The organism is Paenibacillus sp. IHBB 3054 (genome assembly GCF_051594305.1).
Lineage (GTDB): Bacteria > Bacillota > Bacilli > Paenibacillales > Paenibacillaceae > Paenibacillus_AQ.
This window is the reverse complement of the sequence record NZ_JBOFBG010000010.1, coordinates 70,568-89,762: the sequence shown is the minus strand read 5'-3', so window position 1 is coordinate 89,762 and position 19,195 is coordinate 70,568. Positions and strand designations below refer to the sequence as shown.

Below are 19,195 nucleotides of genomic sequence, written 5' to 3'. Positions count from 1 at the left end.
TAAAAGAGCAGGAGGCGGAAGATGAGCAGAGAAAAGGCTTATCTGCAAATGCTGGAGTCGACCGCTACTATCCAGTGGAACATCGCGATGATTCTTGAAGCCAAAGCGGTGGAAGCGGAAAAGGTGAAGCAGTGGACGCAGCATCATATCCACGCTAGAGCGTTCGATACCCATGAAGAGCAGTTGAAGCAATCCCTCTCCATTCATGAAGTGATCGTGGAAATGGTGGAAGGGCTGACGAAATTGGAGAATGGGCTGTACAGCAATTTAAAGGCAGTGCTGGGCAGCGGTGAGGAAGAAGGCGGCGGCGAAGGCTTTGGCGGCATGTCCGGTGAAGGCTTTAATTTCGGGGACGACGACAAATGAGCGGCGGGCTTCTCTCCGAACACGCCGTCAAGCTGGAGATGATCCGCTCCATTGCCCGCAGCCAGGCCGCACTCGCCGCGATCTTGGAGAGCATCGCCGAAATAACGGGGCAATCGGAGCTGACAGCCCGCAAGCTAAGCGACAATATCAGAATCCTAAGCCAGTACCAAAGCGCCATGTGCCGGATGATGTCCGGCATTTCGCTGCATCAGCCCAAACGGGGAATTCCTGCTGCGCCATGGCTGAGCAAGACATGTGCAGGAGGAACCTCAAGAGTGCATGGAGTACAGGAGGAGTAGAAGAATGAAGAGGAAGAAAGCTATCAAGCGTTCAGGCAGGGGAACCCGCAGACGAACATTGTTGCTATCCCGGAAGGCCAGGATCGGCAGAGGCCGCAGCCGCAGAGTTCGTTATGGCAGAGCCAAAAAAGGTCTGTTGGTGCGCAAGAAGAGAAGACAACGCCGCCGGATTGTGCAGAAAATCCAGGTAGTGCATCCGTCTGTGCAGCCGATAGTTCAGCCGGTAGTGCAGCCGCCAGTGCATATGGTACCCGTGCAGGTGGTCCCAGTGGTTGAAGCTCCTCCGGCGCCTCAGGTAGTGCAGCTCCCCCCGGATCTTGGCGTCCCTCCGGAAACGCCGCCGGGAGACGCCTTTCAGCAGGGCTACACCGAAGCATACAACGTGGGGTTCGACGCCGGTTTCGCCAAGGGCTTCGAGGACGGGCATAAGCTGGAGCTGGGCTGAGACATCCAAGGCCAAAGGGTAAGGGGCCAATTAGAGGGCAGGTGAAGGTTAAACCGCCGCTACTCCTCTATAGGCCGCTTCCCTCTGATCCGCCCGCTCTGGAGCAGTTGGAAAGCTCTGGTCTATTGATTGTGCTTCCGGTTATGGTAGACTTCTCTACAGAATCCTTGCCGGATTCAAATGTCGATAGAAAAGTGGAGGGTACACATGAGCGGTAATAAGATTCGGAAGGCGCTGAGAGAAGAAATCGGGGAAATTATGGAGCTGATTGCTAAATGTGTACAGGTTATGCAGGCCGGCGGAAGCGACCAATGGGATGAGAGCTACCCTAACCGGGAAGTTATCGGGCTCGATATCGAGAGCGGCACACTGTATGTCTATATCGACAATGAAGCCATTGCGGGTATTATTGTATTGGACGAGAATCAGGCGGAGCAGTACGGGGAGATTCGCTGGTCGCAGGAGCAGGGACGGCATTTAATCATGCATCGCCTGGCTGTTCATCCGGAGGTGCAGGGCAAGGGCATCGCGCGGAAGCTGACCGCTTTTGCCGAGGAGCATGCTGTGAACTGCGGATACAGCAGCATCCGGCTGGATACATATATGAAGAATACCAAAGCGCTTAGCTTATATCCCAGACTTGGCTATGAGCGCAGGGGTGAAGTCTCGTTCCCCGGCCGCACAGCGAATTTTCCGGTATTTGAGAAGGTGCTGGAAGGCGCGGCGAAACTGGACGGACAAGCTTAAGGAACATTTCCTGCAAAAACGTATTTTATGTAATGTTAGTTAACGTCTAAAATAGTTGAACTGACCTTTTTAGGATCTTTTCATCAGTTTTTTATCGATTTCCGAATTTGTATGTAACTTTAGTTGACAACAAACTTATCCTTACTTTATGATGGGACTATTCAGAAAGCAATTGAATAGTCTTTTCTTTCGTATATCCTTAATAATTGGTTTAAGGGTCTCTACCGGGAACCGTAAATTTCTGGCTACGAAAATATGCTGCGGCATATTTTTGTGGCCTTTTTGTGTTATCTGCAGCAGCTAACTGTTATCTGACAAGGGGGAATCGGACCATGGCGAACATACTGATCAAACATGCGGAGATTATTACGATGAACAAGCAGGAGGAGATTCTTTACGGGGACATCCGCATTAAGGACAGCCTGATTGTGGAAATCGGCAGCGGGCTGCAGCCGCAGGACGGTGAACGGGTCATTGACGCGAAGAACCGTACGGTCATTCCCGGTTTTGTACAGACGCATATTCATCTATGCCAGACGCTCTTCCGCGGCAAAGCCGATGATCTGGAGCTGATGGATTGGCTGCGCAAGCGGATCTGGCCGCTGGAAGCGGCGCATGATGAGGAATCACTCTATTATTCCGCCATGCTGGGCATAGGAGAGCTGATTTCCAGCGGCACAACGACCATTGTGGATATGGAAACGGTGAACCATACGGACTATGCTTTCCAGGCCATAGCCAAGAGCGGCATACGCGCCCTGTCCGGCAAGGTGATGATGGATCAGAAGAATGACGAGGTTCCAGCAGCCCTGCAGGAGGAGACGGCTGCCTCTCTTCAGGAGAGCGTGGATTTGCTGGAGAAATGGCATGGGTATGGCGGGGGCCGGATCCAGTACGCCTTCTCGCCGCGTTTTGTCATCTCCTGCACGGAGCCGCTGCTGAAGGAAGTGCGGGATCTGTCGGCCCGCTATGGAGTTAAGGTGCATACTCATGCTTCGGAGAATTTGGGGGAGATCGAGATTGTCCAGGCGATGACCGGCATGCGCAATGTCGTCTACCTTGATCATTTGGGGCTGGCGAATGATCGCTTGATTCTCGCGCATTGTGTGTGGCTGGATGACGACGAGAAAATGATTTTGCGGGACCGCGGGGTGCATGTCAGCCACTGTCCGGGCTCCAATCTGAAGCTGGCTTCCGGGATCGCCGATACACCGGGGATGCTGGAGACCCACATCCATCTCAGTCTAGGTGCGGACGGTGCGCCCTGCAACAATAACCTGGATATGTTCAATGAGATGCGGCTCGCCGCGATCATCCAGAAACCGCAGCATGGGCCGACCACGATGGATGCAAGAAGTGTCTTCCGGATGGCGACCATCGGCGGGGCCAAGGCGGTGGGGATGGAAGACAAGATCGGCAGCATCGAGGTAGGCAAAAAAGCCGATCTGGCGATTCTCAACCTCTACAACTTTCATACCTTCCCCTCCTTTGATGTAGATCCGATTTCCCGCATTGTCTATTCCGCCACCCGGGCAGATGTGGAGACGACAATCATCGACGGTGAAATCGTGATGGATCATGGTCTGTTGAAGACGGTAGATAAGGAGGTTGTGCTGCATGAGGCCAACCGTTCTATTCAAAGACTGCTGGCGCACTCTCCGCTGGTCTGAAGCATTGACCGTTTGAATCGGCAAACGTTATAATTTATGGAAGAATGTTCAATAATTTGAGAATCGGCACTTATTTCAATGTTTGATCAACCCTATCATTTGGCGGGAGGCTGCGGCCTTCCGTTTTTTTTTGCTGCATCCATAAAAAAATTTTTCCAAACGGGAACCCGTTAGCTGGCAGTGAGGTCATATGTAGTGAGGTGAATGTATTGGAACTCGATAATCTTAAAGCTGCAGAAACAATGGATGAAGAACAGCTGAGGCGAATCATGAGCCTGTATGGCGAGGATATTTGGCATTATATCTATTATCTCACCGGCAATTCCGAACAGGCGGATGATCTGGCGCAGGAGGTATTCGTCAAATGCTATTACCGGATCGGGACCTACCGGGGAACTTCCTCGCTGAAGGCGTGGCTGTTCACGATTGCCCGTAATACGGTGTTTTCCTACCGCAAATCACGTTTCTTCCGATCAGGCCTCTGGGGCGGAGTTCAAACCCTGAGTCCTTCCGGCTCCGGCAATGAAGGGTTAGTGCTGGAACAGACCGGCATTACCCGCTCGGCGGAGATGGAGTATCTCGGCAACCGCCATATCGACGACATTTGGAGCATTATTATGAAGCTGCCGGATAAATTCCGTGAAGTGCTGGTGCTCGATTTAAGAGCGGAGCTGTCGGTAAAAGAAATTGCCGAGCTGACCCGGTTATCTCCGGGAACCGTCAAATCCAGACTGCACCGTGCGCGGCGTAAAGTCCAGGAAAGTATAAGGGGGTTGGAGTGATGCTGGAACGGGAGCCTGAGTGGTATGAACGGGCTAGAAAAGGGCCATTCGAAGAGGCGAAATTTACGGATATGCATGCCGATAAGGTTATGCGCCGCGTGAAGGAAGGCGAGCCGCAACAGGAACGGAAAGGATTTAAATTCCGTGCGGGCATAGCCGCCGCTGCCGGAGTCCTGCTGCTTGTGGGAGCTGGGGTGTTTTACCTGGGAACCGGACCTTTTGGCGAAGGAAACACTGCCGGTTCTTCCTATCAGCATGAAGAAACCGCCGACGTCACGGAGGCCGGGATGATCAAGACGGCAGAGAAGACGATGCAGGAGCAGCTCGGCAAGAAGCTGCCCTTCGAGAGCATAGAGCCGCAGGTAGGAGCAGATCAGGTCCGCGTTATTTTTAAGGACGGCGACTATTACGCCAATATCTGGGTCAGCACGGAGACAGGGCAAGTGATGATGTACAGTATGAGCGCTATATTTGATGCTGAAGAAATTGATAACGATATGCTGGGCAAAGCCAAGGAGAAACTGCGGGAACTGGGTTATAAGGGCGAGTTCAAAGCGGATGGGTTGACACGGTTTGTGAATTACGGGCGTATTCCCAATCAGGCTGCACAGGTGAGCGAGAACCTGTTCTCGGGAGAGGCACAGATTGGTTATGTGAACGGGAAATATGTCGGGGCTTACTTTGATGTAGGTCAGGAGGAGATAGGGGAAGACTTGAAGCAGACCGGAGTGAATGCCATGAGCAATTTAAGAAGTGGCACGGTTAAGCTGAATAAAGCAGCCCGCAACACGGGAGAGGGAAGGGATGGGGAAATCACTTTGTTTTATGGACCGGATGTATCCTCTTCTTCGTTTGTAACGATGAATTATGTTACTCATACGGTCCTGGAGATTTCCGATCCGTCTCTGGCCCCGGCTAATCCGAATAGCCCGGAGCAGCGTGCCGAGCAGGACCAGAAGCTGCTGGATATGGATGATGCCAAGCTGCAGAGCGCGGCGGCAGCTGTTGCAGATGGAATATTCGGCATTCGGCTGGAGGACTACACACTGGTCAAGAATCAGCCGAGTCCAGGAACCGTTTCCTTTGAGAGCGGGGGAACGGCACCGGCAATCGAGGCCTCCTATAATCTTGAAGGGGTCATGTACAGCTTTAAGGTGAAGCGGGAGATGAATCCTTAATATGGGTGGAATTCAATATATTATGAAGAGGGATGTGTGCCTGCATGAGGCCGCATCCCTCTTTGATATACATAACAAGTATTGCTATACTAGAGAAATCTGATATTTTACTGAAAATAAGAGTGGAATTTACAAAAGAGATTAAGGATGAATAAGGAGAACTAATGAGCGAGAACAAAATTGGGCTGGTGCATGCCCATTTCTTTATTGTGGCCGGACTGATCTGGCTGAAGCTGCTGCTGCTGAGAATACTGTTTTTCGACCGGATTTCCTGGGAATGGATTGCGGCGGATATTGCTCCGGTTCTGCTGATTATGGGGATTCTGGCGCTGATTGTACCGGGACGGATGAAGACGGCGGTCTACTGGAGCTTTAACGGAATATTGTCGTTGCTACTGTTTGCGTCCAGTGTCTATTTTAACCATTTCGGGTCGGTTCCGACCTATTTGGCTTTCTATGAGCTGAATCAGGTTTTTGCGGTAAAAGAGAGCGTGGAATCGACAATCGAGTATATTGATTACCTGTTTTTTGCCGATATTGTGATCATGATTCTGTACGCCTTGATTCGCAGATGGCGGAGAGGTACAGCTTATCCGGTGCGGAGCTGGCGGTCTCCCCGTGGGCGGAGATCCCAACTGATCGTCATTCTTGCCGCCATTATAGGCGGCGCTTCGCTGTCGGTCTACTCCATACATGCGGCAAAGGGAATTACCAATGAGCTGGTTCAGGCGGAGAGCGCCGGATTTCTGAATTACGAAGTGGTGGCTGCGATCAAAGCCCAGAAGGATAATGGCCTGATTGGAACCGGAGATATCAAGGATACCATAACCAAAGTAACGGAACTTCAGTCTTCTTATCCATACAGTGATAAGGCCCCGGGGACGGTGCCGGATTTGTTCGGCTCGCAAAAGGGCAAAAATGTAATTGTCATCCAGATGGAAGCCTTTCAGAATTTTCCGCTGCATCAGTCGCTGGACGGTCAGGAATTAACGCCGGTGCTGAACCGCTTAGCCGGAGAGGGCTTTTATTTTCCGCATGTCTATCAGCAGATTGGTCCGGGCAATACCTCGGACGCTGAATTTATGAGCAATACCTCTATCTATCCTATAGGCACGCTGGCCATGTCAACGGGCTTCGGAGACCGGGAGCTGCCGAGTCTGCCCCGTCTTTTGCGGGATAAAGGCTACGAAGCTTACACCTTTCATGTGAACAAGGTGGGGTTCTGGAACCGCAATCAGCTGTATCCGGCGCTGGGCTTTAACGGCTATTATGATAAGGGCTATTATACCAATGATCATTTCAATGCTTTCGGCGCTTCCGATGAGCAGCTGTATATTACAGCGGTTGATGAGCTGGCGAAGCTGCAGCAGAAAGGGACACCCTTTTATGCTCAGCTGGTAACCGCCTCCAGCCACCACCCGTTCAAGATCCCTGATGCTGCCAAAAGAATAACGCTGCCGGAGGATTTGCAGGATACCATGCTGGGTGATTATTTAACGGCAATCAATTACACTGACTATGCCATCGGGACGCTGATTGAAGGACTGAAGCAAAACGGGCTGTGGGAGAACACTGTGCTGATGCTGTACGGCGATCACTTTGGACTGCAGCCTAAGGATGTGCCGCCGGAGCAGGTGGAAGCTGCGCTGGGAACGAAATATGATTCGCGGGTCAGCCGATTCAACATCCCGCTTATTATTCATGTTCCGGGTATGGAGCAGGGGCAGGTCGTGGACCGGACCGGAGGCCAAATGGATTTCGTTCCGACCCTGGCCAATTTGCTGGGAATTCCGCTGAAAGAAGAAGGTTATACGGCGTTCGGGCAGGATCTGCTTAATGTTGACCACAATGTTGTGGGCATGCGTTACTATCTCCCCACGGGTTCCTTTTTTAACGATGAAATTATGTTCGTGCCGGGTAAAGGCTTCGAAGACGGTGAAGCTGTTTCGCTGGAAACGCTGGAGCCTGTGAAGGATTTCAGTCCATACAAACAAGACTATGACTATATCCTGAAGCTGATGGGCCTGTCTGATGAATATGTGAAGCTGCTTCCGCAGCGCTAGGGGGAGACTATGAAAAGACTATTGAAGGCAGAGGTACTGGCGGCTCTTGCCGGGTGCGGGCTGATTATTTATCTGCTATTCCTGAAGCCGTTCGTCGGAGTTGCCGACAATGGCGACTTTCTGCGTATGATGAATACGATCGGCTTAAATTACTATGAGGCTGTGGAAGGTTATGCTGACCGCTTTTTCAGCTTCAGCCATTCCAGATTTTCTTATGATAATCTGTTCCGGGGGTTTTATCCTTCGTCGCAAATATTGCTGGTGTTGGTGCCAAGGCTCATTTCCGGCCTTTTCCACGGCAGCTATTTCGATATTCGCCTGCTGGGTGCCGTTTATGCCCTCCTGCTGCTGGCAGCCACCTGGCTGATTGTTAAGCTGGGCACAGGCCGTTCCTACATTACGGGACTGGTGCTGGGGGCGGGAATGCTGTTTGTTTTTTATGACATCGGATATTTGGCTTATTTCAATTCGCTGTTCGGCGAACCCGTGTCGATGGTATTTATGCTGCTCACATTTGCGCTGGGTCTGAGACTTGCCGGACAGGAACATCTTACCCCCAAAGGGCTGACGGTGTTCTTTATTGCCGTGCTGTTCCTGATCTGCTCCAAAATCCAGAACGCGCCGGTGGGCATAGCATTTGCGCTGATCTTCCTGCGGATGGCCGCACTCAAGGGATCAGGCAGCTGGAAAAAGCTGGCCCGGTGGTTTGCGGTAGCGGTATTTCTTGTGTCAGTCATTATGTATGTGGGGGCACCCAAAGAACTGAAACATATCAATCTCTATCAAACGGTATTTTTTGGGATTCTGAATGAGTCACCGGATGTGCAGGGGGATTTGCGCGATCTGGGGCTTCCGGAGCGGCTGGAGGTACTGGCGGGTACGAATTATTTTCAGGGAGATACAGCCATCAAGCAGGATGATCCTTCGCTGACGCCGGATTTCTATGACCGGATGTCCCATAAGGACGTGTTGTTCTTCTATTTAAAACATCCTTCCCGCTTGATAGACAATATGAAATACGCTGCTGAGAACAGCATGTCTATCCGCCCTTATTATCTAGGGAGCTATGAGAAGAGCGAGAATAAGCCAGCAGGTGCGCTCGCCTATACTTACAGCGCTTGGAGTCAGTTTAAAAACAACCATATTCCGCATACCCTCGGTTTCCTCGTTTTGTTCTATCTGGTGTATTACGGCGGAGTGCTGTTCGAATATTTCCGTACCCGCGAATTGCGCGGACGGATAGCCGGTGAGCTGATGCTGCTGCTGGGCCTGATCGGGTTGTTCTCCTTCCTGGTACCGATCCTGGGCGACGGACGTGCGGATATCGGTAAGCATTTATTCCTGTTCAATGTGTGCTTTGATATGATGGCCGTAGCCATGCTGGGCTGGGTGGTGCATAAGCTCGTAGGCGCAGGAAAATACTTTGCAGGCCAAAAACGTTAGGCGCTGAAACTTACCCAACTTGGCATTCTGCAGAGGAATTGACCCTTAATTGATTATGGAATACAATGTGTTTGGAACTTTAGTAAATAACAAGAAATCGGCTTGAAACAGCCTCATCCAATAAGGGGGCCGCTATGGGAAATGATGAATACAAGGATAGAATTGAACAGGCAAGACAGGAATTGAATAGAATGGCCATTGAGTATGGAATGAATGATTTAAGAGTGCTTCGCCAATCCGTAAAGCTGGATGCTCTTCTGAACGAGTATACCGATTGCCTCACGGACAAGGACGATCAGCTCTACTAGAGTATAATAGGAAACGATGTATAGATGAAGACACTTTAACGGCAGCCGTTAGGGTGTCTTTTTTTTATGTACAGGAAATTATGAGAGGTAAAGGCACTTGATTTCAGCGTATGCGGGCTAGATGGGGAAATAAGGGGTAACTTGGCACTGCGATAAGCCAGATAACGCCAGTTAGCCGTCGCTCAGCAGCTCGCGCAGCATGCCTTGGCGGTCGTTCAGGAACGCTTTGGTTACAGTGTAATGCTCCGTATCCTCCAATGCGGCCTGCCGGATGCCGTCCTCCCCCAGGAGATAGATATCTGCGCCCGGGTAGGACATCAGGATAGGTGAATGTGTGGCGATAATGAACTGCGAATGCTGCTGCACCAGCTCATGCATCCGCACCAGCAGCGACATCTGGCGCACCGGGGACAGGGCAGCCTCAGGCTCGTCAAGAATGTAGAGACCTTGGCCGCCAAAACGGTGAACAAAGGTGGAAAAAAAGGATTCGCCATGCGACTGCTCATGCAATGACTTGCCCCCGTAAGAATCCTTGATGAAGTTGCCTGCCTTAGGGTCTTCATCCAATTCGTCAATATAAGTCGCCACATTGTAATAACTCTCCGCACGCAGGAAGAAGCCGTCCTTTGGACGCCGGACCCCTTTGGCAATACGAAAGAATTCATACAGATGGGAATGTGAAGACCGGGTGTTAAATGAGAAGTTGAGTGTCCCGCCTTCCGGATTAAAGCCCCATGCCGCCGCAATCCCCTCCAGCAAGGTTGATTTTCCCGTTCCGTTCTCCCCTACCAGAAAAGTAACCTGCTTCTGAAACTCCAGACGATGGAGATCTCGCACCGCCGGCAAATGAAACGGATAAGTCCGGAAGGAAGGAACCTTATCGCGAAGCAGCTCCGCATGGCGGACGTAGAGCATGGCATTATTCATAGTATTCATTCTCCCACTCTCCCTACTTACGAATGATATCTTGCACGCTCAATTGGCTTGTCTTCAGTGTAGCCTGAGTGGATAAATTCTGCAAAGGTTCGGGCAACCCGGGTGGATGACAGGGGGCATCAGCCAATTTCGCCGGAATACAGACAGGTGTCCATGAGGCGAACGCTGACTCCGCATATAGTTATACTGTCTTGAGAATATGACGGGGCAGGGTGAAAGCCGTGAAAGTTAAAAAGAGAACAGAGCGTCCGCAGGAATATAGGGACGGATATCAGGAGGGATACCGTCTTGGCTTGTGTGAAGCCGTGAAACGCCTGAATTCTCCGGAGGCAGGGCAGGGGTGCCGCCCGCTTAAGCTAATGTACGTTCCCCAGGGATTTCAAGCCATAGACGCAGGTGTAACGGAGGCGCTTGGACAGCTGGTCAGTGAATTGGTCTTAAGCACTCCGGAAACCATGCTGGAAGTTGCGGCACGCGAAATGCCGGGAGCGGTACTTGTCATGAACGGGCTGCATGTGTTTCCCGAGAACCATTTGGAGCAAATTACCGAAATCAAAAAATTGGGTATTTCTACGGCAATCTGGTTTGTAGATGATCCTTATTTTACCAAAGATACTTCTGTTATCAGCCAGTATTACGATCATGTATTTACGCATGAACTGGGCTGTGTGGAATTCTACCGCTCACTTGGGGTGGCTTCTGTCCATTATCTTCCGCTCTGTGTGAATCCGCAAATGTTCTATCCGCGCCGCACCGATCCGCAATATCAATATGATGTGGTGTTCATCGGCAACGCCTTCCGCAACCGGACGGAGCTGTTTGATGGGCTGGCCCCTTTTCTTAAAGGCAAAAAGGTGCTGATCGCCGGCGGGTTCTGGGAGCGTCTGACCCAATTTGAAGAGCTCTCGCCTTTTATTAAGGACGGATTTATTCCGCCTGAGGAGACAGCGAATTACTATAGCGGGTCAAAGCTGGTCATCAACATTCACCGTCCATGGGAGGGGGGGCAGGATAACCGGAATTCCTTTCAATTGCCGTCCCGTTCCATCAATCCGCGGACCTATGAAATCAGTGCTTGCGGAACAATGCAGCTGACCGATATCCGTGAAGATCTGGACCGCTTCTACCGGCCGGGGTTTGACATGGAGACCTTTGGCTCTGCTGAAGAGCTGCAGCGCAAAATCGAATACTATTTGGTTCATGAGAAGGAGCGCCGCCTGATTGCATTGCGGGGGCTGCAGACGACCTTGCGCAACCATACGTTTATGGCGCGTTTGCCTCAATTATTGAATGTTCTTACAGCACAAGTGTGAATTCCAAAATGGGATGAAGGAGCGAATACTCATGAAGACTGAATTTATTATGCCCGCACCGCCTATGCCGCGGACGCCTGCGGAAGAAGAAAAGCTGCGCGGACGGTTGACCGGCTTCAAGGTAGGATATGACGAGGGCTATCTACGGGGAAGGCTCGCCATTCTGGACGGCCGTCCGGAAGAGCCGCTTCCGGTACGGAAGATTCATGTCATGTACGTAGCCTCAGGTAAAGGCTATCCGTATTCGCCGCTGGACGATGCGGTTCTTTACGCCTTGCAGAAATTAACCGTACAGGTCACGGTTACCGATGTGCGCAAGGATCTGATTGAGCTCGCTACGGCGCAGTGTCCCGATCTGATGCTGGTACTGGACGGCCTTGATTTGCCGCTGGAGCAACTTTCCGTCCTGCGGAGCAGGGGCATCAAGACGGCGATCTGGCTGACCGATGATCCGTATTACACCGATTTCACCATGAAAATTGTGACGCATTACGACTACGTGTTCACCCTGGAGCGCAATTGCGTGGAAATCTACCGTGGCCTCGGCTGCACAGAAGTACATTACCTGCCCTTTGCCGCCCACAGGGAGCACTATCGTCCGACGATAGGGCGTTCTCCGGTATGCCGGGATATCAGCTTCATCGGCTCCGCTTACTGGAACCGGATTGAGTTCTTCCGCAATATTATGCCGGAGCTGATGAGCTACAACACTGTGATCAACGGCATCTGGTGGGATCGTCTGCCTGAGGCTCCGCTCTATGGAGAGCGCATTGAAGTCGGGAAGTGGATGTCGCCGCAGGAGACAGCCACCACGTACAGCGGCTCCAAAATTGTCATTAACCTTCACCGTTCCCATGTGGACGAGGATGCCAACAACAATGCGCTGGTTATTCCCGCGGCTTCGCCTAACCCGCGCACCTTCGAGATCGCGGCCAGCGGCACACTGCAGCTGAGTGATGCCAGAGATGATATGGGCTCCTTCTATAAGATCGGAGAAGAAATCGACACCTTCTCCAGCCCGCTGGAATTGATGGAAAAAGTCCACTATTACCTGACCCATGAAGAAGAGCGCCGGGAAATGGCCTTGCGCGCTTTTGAACGGACCCTGAAGGATCACACCTACACGAAACGCCTGAATCAGCTATTGAACGTAATCTATGGCTAACCGATAAAGGGACAAAATACCAGGAAATGTGCGTATATCAGGGGACAGGTGTCGTGCCGGCATCTGTGCCCCCTCAATATACTGGTGAAGTAACCTGACCTTGGCGTTTGCCTGCAAAGTGCGCTTCTCCAAGTGATTCAGTGCTTTCGAAGCAAGTTTTACATGAAGAACTGTCCCGTAGCTAATGCTTCGTAAAACTTTTAGGGAGGTGAATGGTCGCTCGAGGCCTCTTGCCAAGGAGCGCCGAAACACCATGGCCGACAAAGCTACAATCGTCCTCTTTTCCCATGTTTCCAATACGCGCAGTATTACGGGTGCGGAGAAGCTGCTGCTGTTCTTCGGCCGGGAGCTGTCTCCATACTTTAACTGTATTCTCGTAGCGCCCCAGGACGGCAAGCTGACGCGCCAGGCCCGCAGCTTCGGCCTGAATGTAGAGTTGCTGTCGATTCCTCTCGTCTACGGAATGTACACTCCTTATGCCGGACTGGAAGCGGATATCCGCAAATTTCAGGAAAGCCGGGAATATCAAGAAATGACAGACTGGCTGGCTGGTCTGCGTCCGGCATTTATTATCTCCAGCACTTGTGTGCATGCTTTGCCGGCAATGGCGGCGAAGTCGCTTGGCATCCCAGTGGTCTGGAAGATTTCCGAGACGATTACGGACAATGAGTTCACTCCGATCAGTGTAGACCTGATCCACAGGAACAGCGATGAAATTCTGGCAATTTCGCATACGGCTGCGGCCTGTTTCCCGGCGGATATCCGCGAAGGCAAGGTAACTCAGCTCCCGCCGTCCTGGAATGATAAAGATTTGATGATGGAAGCCTGGAGCAAGCTCCGGGGGGAACGGCGGAGTGAGCTCAAGGTGTCTCCGGATGAACCGCTGATCGGATATATTTCCTCCTTCATCAACAAAGAGAAAGGGCTGGAGCATTTCGTCAAAATGGCCGTCCTTGTCAGTGAGCAGTATCCGAAGGCGAAGTATCTCGTCATTGGTACTCCCGGAGACAAAAACTACTATGACCGTTGTGTGCGTAAGGTGAAGCTGGAGGGACTGACCTCCCGGTTCAAGTTCGCGGGATATGAAGAATGTCTGCCTTCGGCCTATTGCGCAATGGATCTGCTGGTTGTTCCCAGCCTGATCCGTGAGGGTTTCGGCATGACCGCCCTGGAGGGAATGGCCTTCGGCAAACCGGTGGTCGCCTATGATTCCGGCGGGCTGCAGGAGATTCTGCACATGGCCGGCTGCGGCAACCAACTCGCTCCGGTGGAGGATATCGAGGCGTTGGCTGACCGGGTAAAGGCGCTGCTGGCGGAGCCGGGACTGGCGGCAGCCATCGGCAGCCAGTCGCGGGAACGCGTTGATGCCGTATACGGCCCGGCGGCCTACAGGGCACGGTTGCTGGGGCTGGCGGAGCGCTGGCAGCTCCGGTACTGCACGGCAGCGGTGGTAGAGCTGCCAATCTGCAGTGAGCCCGCCGAGCCGCTCTCCGGCGGTGTACCTGTGCAATTGCCCGTAAGCGAAGCGCCGGGCAGCAGCGAACCCGTAGCGGCGGCGGAACCACCGCCACCGCCGCCGGAGCAGCAGCCGCTGGGCAAGGGCCACTCGCGCCGCGCAACACGGCTGCGCAGAGCGAGGCTCCGGCGCGGCAAGCTGCGCCGCGCCAAAGCCCGGGCGCGCCGGAGCGGGCGCCCGGGCCGCAAGCGGCGCACAGCGCGGCCGGCACGCCGGAAGGGCAGCGGCGGCAAATCCCGCCGCACAGGCAGCCGCGCACGCCGGCGTGGGAAGAGCCGCCGCAAAGCGGCGTGAACACTGCGGGTGCACCTCCCCGCAGTGGGTGAAATACAGCAAGTTATACTCAAACAAGGTAGGGGAGTGAACCCATGAAGATCATGACGATTTTGGGCACACGGCCCGAAATCATCCGCCTCAGCGTCATCATTCCGCTGCTCGATGAGCATGCGGAGCGGCATGTGCTGGTGCATACGGGACAGAACTTCACCGCCAGTCTCAGCGGAATATTCTTTGAAGAGCTGGGGCTGCGGGCACCGGATTATGTGCTGCAGGATAAGCAAGCCGGGCTTGGCGGGCAGCTTGCCGCCATGTTCGGAAGCCTGGAAAGCATTCTGCACAAAGAACAGCCGGACCGGGTGCTGCTGCTCGGAGATACCAACAGTGCGCTATGTGCAATTCTTGCGGAGCGCATGGGTATCCCGGTCGTGCATATGGAGGCGGGGAACCGCTGTTACGATTTGAAAGTGCCGGAGGAGAAAAACCGCCGTGTCATAGATGCCGTTTCGACCATTAATATGCCATATACGCAGCAGAGCAAACGGCATCTGCTGAGTGAAGGTTTCCCCAGCCAGCGTATCGTATTAACCGGCAATCCGATCCACGAGGTCATTACACATTATGAAGAGCAAATTAGAGCCAGCGATATTCTGGCCCGGCTAAATCTTACGGCAGGCCATTATTTTCTAGTCACTGCCCATCGCGCCGAGAATGTCGATGATCCCGAATCACTGCTGCAAATTATGTCCGGCCTGTGCCTTGTGGCTGAACATTTTGGAATCCGCCTGATCTGCAGTATCCATCCCCGCACACGCTCCAAGCTGACGGAGCAATTCCCGCTAAAGATGAACCCTCTTGTGGAATTCCATGATCCTTTCGGATTTTTCGATTTTGTCCATTTGGAGCGTTATGCCCTCTGTGCAATTACCGACAGCGGAACCGTCCAGGAGGAGTGCTGCCTGATGGGAGTGCCGACCGTAACGATCCGCAGGACGACAGAACGTCCGGAGACGGTGGATTGCGGCAGTAATGTAGTGTCGGGAGTAGAGCAGAACAGCATTCTGCGCTGTACCCGGTTGATGACGTCGCTGAGTCCGGAATGGGAGGCACCGGAAGGCTACATGACACCGGATGTCTCGGCAAAGGTAGTTAAATTTTTGCTTGGAGGGAACCTGCATGTTCAATAATAAACGGATTATGGTCACAGGCGGAACCGGTTCCTGGGGGCATGAACTCATCCGGCAGCTTCTGCCGCAAAATCCTAAGGAGATCGTAATTTTCTCCCGCAGCGAGTCAGCCCAGGTGTCGATGAGCCGCGAATATGAGGATAGCCGACTCACCTTCATCATCGGCGATATCCGTGACAAAGATGCTCTTGTGGCCGCATGCCGCGGCGTGGATTATGTGTTCCATCTTGCGGCGCTGAAGCATGTTCCGGTGTGCGAAGATCAGCCGTATGAAGCGCTCAAGACGAATGTCGTCGGCACCCAGAACGTCATTGAAGCAGCTATTGCCAATAATGTAGAAAAAGCGATTTACATCTCCACCGATAAAGCGGCCAATCCGTCCAACTTCTACGGCATGACCAAAGCGATCGGCGAAAAGCTGTTTGTGTACGCGAACCTGCTCGGCACAGGCACACGGTTTGTGACCGTACGCGGCGGCAATGTGCTGGGGACGAACGGCAGCGTAGTCCATCTGTTCATGAAGCAGATTAAGGATAAGGGCCAGGTGCGTATTACAGATATGAAAATGACCCGCTTCTTCTTCACCCTGCGCGATGCCATCACCCTGCTGTTCAAAGCGTCCGAGGTCAGCATCGGCGGAGAAATCTTCGTCATGACGATGCCGACCTGCCGGATTGTCGATCTGGCCGAGGTGCTGATCGAAGACTCGGGAAGACGTGATGTAAGCATTGTTGAAACAGGTATCCGCCCCGGTGAGAAAATCCATGAAATCCTGATGAGCGACTTCGAGAGCTTGACCACCGTCGTTTACGATGAGCAGTATCTTGTTATTCTCCCTACGCTGGATATGCCGGAGCTGAAAGCCCACTACAGCAGCTATCCGCATGTTTCCTTCAACAGCTTTAGCTCGGAGAACAACCTGATGGACCAGGAGGAGATCAAGAATATTCTGATCCGGGGAGGTTTCCTCCAATGAAGCTGCTTATCCTCGGCGGAAACGGTATGGCGGGTCATATGCTGGCGGCGTATTTTCGCCGCCAGGGCAAACATCACGTCTTCCATACAACCCGGGATAAGAGTGATCTTGGCGGGCTGTATGTAGATGCCGACGATATCGCCGGCGTGGAGAAACTGGTCGAAATCGTCTCTCCCCACTGCATTATCAATGCGCTGGGAGTACTGAATCAATTTGCTGAGCGGGACCGGATCGGTGCCTACCATGTGAACGGATTTCTTCCCCACCGGCTGCGCCGCGCGGCGGATGCCGTTCATGCCCGGCTGATCCACATCAGTACCGACTGCGTGTTCGAGGGAACACGCGGCCGTTACACGGAGGATGATACGCCTGACGGCACTTCTGTATATGCGATTACCAAGAGTCTCGGAGAGATCCGTGCGCCCGGCCATTTAACGATCCGCACCTCCATTATCGGACCGGAAATCCGCTCCGGCGGCATCGGCCTGATGGAGTGGTTTCTATCTCAGAAAGGGCCGGTCTCCGGCTATGAACGGGTCATGTGGAATGGCGTGACGACACTCGAACTGGCCAAGGCGGTGGATGGCTTGCTGGAATCAGAGGTATCCGGCCTGATTCATCTGGCCCATCCCCAACCGGTTAGTAAATATGAACTGCTCCGGCATCTGCAGTACGCATTTCAGAAGGAAGATGTTGAGATCATTCCCGAAGATGTGCATATTCAGGACCGTACACTGGTAAACACAAGAGCTGATGTCCAGATCCAGTTGCCTTCCTATCCGGAAATGCTGGCAGAGCTGGCTGATTGGATGCAACGCTCAGAGATGTCCACATGAAGGGGCGGAAGCTGCTGATTACCGGAGCCGCCGGTTTTACCGGCCGGCACGCCGTTGCCTATTTCAGGGCTGGCGGAGCAGAAGTGACCGCTGTAGTGCGCCATCCGGCAGCGGAGTCCGCTGTTTTTCCGGAGGGGGTTCAGCAATATGTTTGCGATTTAAGCGACCGCAAGGCGGTCCATGCCATGATCGGGCAGGTCCGGCCAGACGAAGTGCTGCATCTGGCAGGCAGAAATTCGGTACCGGAGTCGTGGCGGGATCCCCTGCTTTATATGGAAACGAATGTTATGGCAACCCTGTATCTGCTTGAGGCGCTGCGTGCCCAGCCGGCCAGCCGTATTCTGGTGGCCGGCTCCCGGCTCAAGTACAGACCCGGAACCGCCGTGGGTCCGCCGCATCCCTACAGCCTCAGCAAAACACTGGAGGAACTGGTATCGCTCGCCTGGGGAACTCTGTTCAAGCAGCCCGTGCTGCTGGCGGAGCCTTGCAACCTGATCGGCCCCGGCCCCTCCACCGGCTTCTGCTCCCTGCTTGCTCAGCATATTGTGCGGAGTGAAGCCGCCTCGGGTACGGACGAAGAGATTCCGCCTTTCAGGCTTTCTTCACGGATTGAATTACGGGACTTTCTGGATGTGCGCGACGCCGTAAGGGCTTATGACTATATCCTGCGCAAGGGAGAGACAGGAAAGGTCTACCGGATCGATTCCGGGAAGCAGCGCACGCTGGGGGAGATCGCGGAGAAGCTGCTGGCTCATGCCGCAGTACCGGTTGGAGTGGACTGGGGTCCGGAAGCTGGGGTTCATGCGGAAGCAGATTCCGGAGTGTTGCCCGGTGCGGTCACGCAACCTGAAACATCTGAAGACAATGTAACTGCACTCGGCTGGAGTGCGGCAATCCAGCTTGAGCAGTCACTTGCAGATATTGTGGACTTTTATCGTGTCAGTAGGGAAGGAAGGATGTAATGAAACCAAAAGTATCGGTGATAATTCCTTTTTATAATTGTCCTTATATTGAACAGGCGCTGCAAAGCGCCTTGTCCCAATCCTGGCAGCCTTATGAGATCATCGTCGTCGATGACGGTTCCACAGCTCATATGGACCGGATTATGCCCTATCTGCCCAAGATTCATTATCTCGGCAAAAGCAATGGGGGTACCGCTTCCGCGCTGAACCACGGCATCAAACATTCTACAGGAGACTATGTCGTATGGCTTAGCTCTGACGATATGTTCTACCGTGACAAGATCAACAATCAGGTTCTGTTCATGGAACAGAACCGTTTGCTTATCACTTACACGAACTTTAATTTTATCAACGGAGAATCGCAACTGACCGAAATGAACGCGGCGGCGGTATTCTCGAATCACCTGGACTATTTACGCTGCTTTCTTCAGGGGAATCCGATTAACGGCTGTACGGTAATGTTCAAGCGGGAGCTGTTCGGCGCTATCGGTCTGTTTGATGAAGCACTGCCCTACACGCATGATTATGATCTGTGGTTCCGGGCGATTCTGAACGGATATCCTCCGATTATGCTGAACCAGTCTTTAACGGCGTACCGCCGCCACAGCGGCATGGGAACCCTTAAGCATTATGATGTGATTATGGCTGAAGCCGCCGCGACCAATGCCCGTTATCATGGATTGCTCCGCGGTTTGATCACCTCTATGGGCGGTTAGGCTTATGCCAT

Annotated in this window: 19 protein-coding genes and 1 riboswitch; of the genes, 18 read left to right on the top strand and 1 reads right to left on the bottom strand. The window is 53.0% G+C overall.

Annotation, left to right across the window (positions count from 1 at the left end):
* The first annotated feature begins 21 nt into the window (after nt 1–21).
* The 10 genes from ACQ76X_RS13845 to ACQ76X_RS13800 all read left to right on the top strand — a co-directional run bounded on the left by ACQ76X_RS13845 (nt 22) and on the right by ACQ76X_RS13800 (nt 9,301).
* Nucleotides 22–366 (top strand): restriction endonuclease subunit S, encoded by a 345-nt coding sequence (locus ACQ76X_RS13845; protein WP_341096009.1) that lies wholly within the window; start codon nt 22–24, stop codon nt 364–366.
* Nucleotides 363–665, top strand: coding sequence for a hypothetical protein (locus ACQ76X_RS13840; protein WP_076110804.1), 303 nt, complete (start codon nt 363–365; stop codon nt 663–665). The genes ACQ76X_RS13845 and ACQ76X_RS13840 overlap by 4 nt, the downstream gene beginning before the upstream one ends.
* A 4-nt stretch (nt 666–669) precedes the next feature.
* Complete coding sequence (locus ACQ76X_RS13835) at nt 670–1,110, top strand: hypothetical protein (protein ID WP_438494573.1); 441 nt, start codon at nt 670–672, stop codon at nt 1,108–1,110.
* Between the two features lie 207 nt (nt 1,111–1,317).
* Entirely contained in the window at nt 1,318–1,857 is a 540-nt protein-coding gene (locus ACQ76X_RS13830) for a GNAT family N-acetyltransferase (RefSeq protein WP_438494571.1), read from the top strand.
* Nucleotides 1,858–2,026: 169 nt separating this feature from the next.
* A riboswitch (purine riboswitch) is annotated at nt 2,027–2,125 on the top strand.
* Nucleotides 2,126–2,189: 64 nt separating this feature from the next.
* Nucleotides 2,190–3,527, top strand: a complete 1,338-nt coding sequence (locus tag ACQ76X_RS13825) for a 5'-deoxyadenosine deaminase (RefSeq protein ID WP_438494569.1) — start codon at nt 2,190–2,192, stop codon at nt 3,525–3,527.
* A gap of 200 nt (nt 3,528–3,727) precedes the next feature.
* Nucleotides 3,728–4,309 carry an RNA polymerase sigma factor gene (locus ACQ76X_RS13820; RefSeq protein WP_438494567.1) on the top strand — a complete coding sequence of 194 codons (582 nt, stop codon included), beginning with the start codon at nt 3,728–3,730 and terminating at the stop codon, nt 4,307–4,309.
* Entirely contained in the window at nt 4,309–5,487 is a 1,179-nt protein-coding gene (locus ACQ76X_RS13815; RefSeq protein ID WP_438494565.1) for a hypothetical protein, read from the top strand. Before ACQ76X_RS13820 ends, ACQ76X_RS13815 begins: the two co-directional genes overlap by 1 nt.
* Nucleotides 5,488–5,651: 164 nt before the next feature.
* On the top strand, nt 5,652–7,550 hold the full coding sequence (locus ACQ76X_RS13810; protein ID WP_438494563.1) for an LTA synthase family protein: 1,899 nt from the start codon (nt 5,652–5,654) through the stop codon (nt 7,548–7,550).
* Between the two features lie 9 nt (nt 7,551–7,559).
* Nucleotides 7,560–8,993, top strand: coding sequence for a glycan biosynthesis hexose transferase WsfD (gene wsfD, locus ACQ76X_RS13805; RefSeq protein WP_438494561.1), 1,434 nt, complete (start codon nt 7,560–7,562; stop codon nt 8,991–8,993).
* A gap of 134 nt (nt 8,994–9,127) precedes the next feature.
* On the top strand, nt 9,128–9,301 hold the full coding sequence (locus ACQ76X_RS13800) for an aspartyl-phosphate phosphatase Spo0E family protein (RefSeq protein WP_438494559.1): 174 nt from the start codon (nt 9,128–9,130) through the stop codon (nt 9,299–9,301).
* Nucleotides 9,302–9,472: 171 nt separating this feature from the next.
* Here ACQ76X_RS13800 and ACQ76X_RS13795 read toward each other — a convergent pair whose 3' ends face one another.
* Nucleotides 9,473–10,237: an AAA family ATPase gene (locus ACQ76X_RS13795; RefSeq protein WP_438494557.1), complete on the bottom strand. Its 765-nt coding sequence runs from the start codon at nt 10,235–10,237 to the stop codon at nt 9,473–9,475.
* Nucleotides 10,238–10,449: 212 nt separating this feature from the next.
* Here ACQ76X_RS13795 and ACQ76X_RS13790 point away from each other — a divergent pair, with 212 nt between their 5' ends.
* The 8 genes from ACQ76X_RS13790 to ACQ76X_RS13755 all read left to right on the top strand — a co-directional run bounded on the left by ACQ76X_RS13790 (nt 10,450) and on the right by ACQ76X_RS13755 (nt 19,184).
* Nucleotides 10,450–11,550 carry a CgeB family protein gene (locus ACQ76X_RS13790; RefSeq protein WP_438494555.1) on the top strand — a complete coding sequence of 367 codons (1,101 nt, stop codon included), beginning with the start codon at nt 10,450–10,452 and terminating at the stop codon, nt 11,548–11,550.
* A gap of 31 nt (nt 11,551–11,581) precedes the next feature.
* Nucleotides 11,582–12,715 (top strand): CgeB family protein, encoded by a 1,134-nt coding sequence (locus ACQ76X_RS13785; protein WP_438494554.1) that lies wholly within the window; start codon nt 11,582–11,584, stop codon nt 12,713–12,715.
* A 253-nt stretch (nt 12,716–12,968) separates the two neighbouring features.
* Complete coding sequence (locus ACQ76X_RS13780; RefSeq protein ID WP_438494552.1) at nt 12,969–14,525, top strand: glycosyltransferase family 4 protein; 1,557 nt, start codon at nt 12,969–12,971, stop codon at nt 14,523–14,525.
* A 74-nt stretch (nt 14,526–14,599) separates the two neighbouring features.
* Entirely contained in the window at nt 14,600–15,694 is a 1,095-nt protein-coding gene (gene wecB, locus ACQ76X_RS13775) for a non-hydrolyzing UDP-N-acetylglucosamine 2-epimerase (protein ID WP_438494550.1), read from the top strand.
* Nucleotides 15,684–16,670: a polysaccharide biosynthesis protein gene (locus ACQ76X_RS13770; RefSeq protein WP_438494549.1), complete on the top strand. Its 987-nt coding sequence runs from the start codon at nt 15,684–15,686 to the stop codon at nt 16,668–16,670. Before wecB ends, ACQ76X_RS13770 begins: the two co-directional genes overlap by 11 nt.
* The gene (locus ACQ76X_RS13765; RefSeq protein ID WP_438494547.1) at nt 16,667–17,506 is read left to right on the top strand and encodes a dTDP-4-dehydrorhamnose reductase family protein; all 840 of its coding nucleotides are present in this window, start codon (nt 16,667–16,669) and stop codon (nt 17,504–17,506) included. Before ACQ76X_RS13770 ends, ACQ76X_RS13765 begins: the two co-directional genes overlap by 4 nt.
* The gene (locus ACQ76X_RS13760; RefSeq protein WP_438494545.1) at nt 17,503–18,468 is read left to right on the top strand and encodes an NAD-dependent epimerase/dehydratase family protein; all 966 of its coding nucleotides are present in this window, start codon (nt 17,503–17,505) and stop codon (nt 18,466–18,468) included. The genes ACQ76X_RS13765 and ACQ76X_RS13760 overlap by 4 nt, the downstream gene beginning before the upstream one ends.
* The gene (locus tag ACQ76X_RS13755) at nt 18,468–19,184 is read left to right on the top strand and encodes a glycosyltransferase family 2 protein (protein ID WP_438494543.1); all 717 of its coding nucleotides are present in this window, start codon (nt 18,468–18,470) and stop codon (nt 19,182–19,184) included. Before ACQ76X_RS13760 ends, ACQ76X_RS13755 begins: the two co-directional genes overlap by 1 nt.
* Nucleotides 19,185–19,195: the final 11 nt, after the last annotated feature.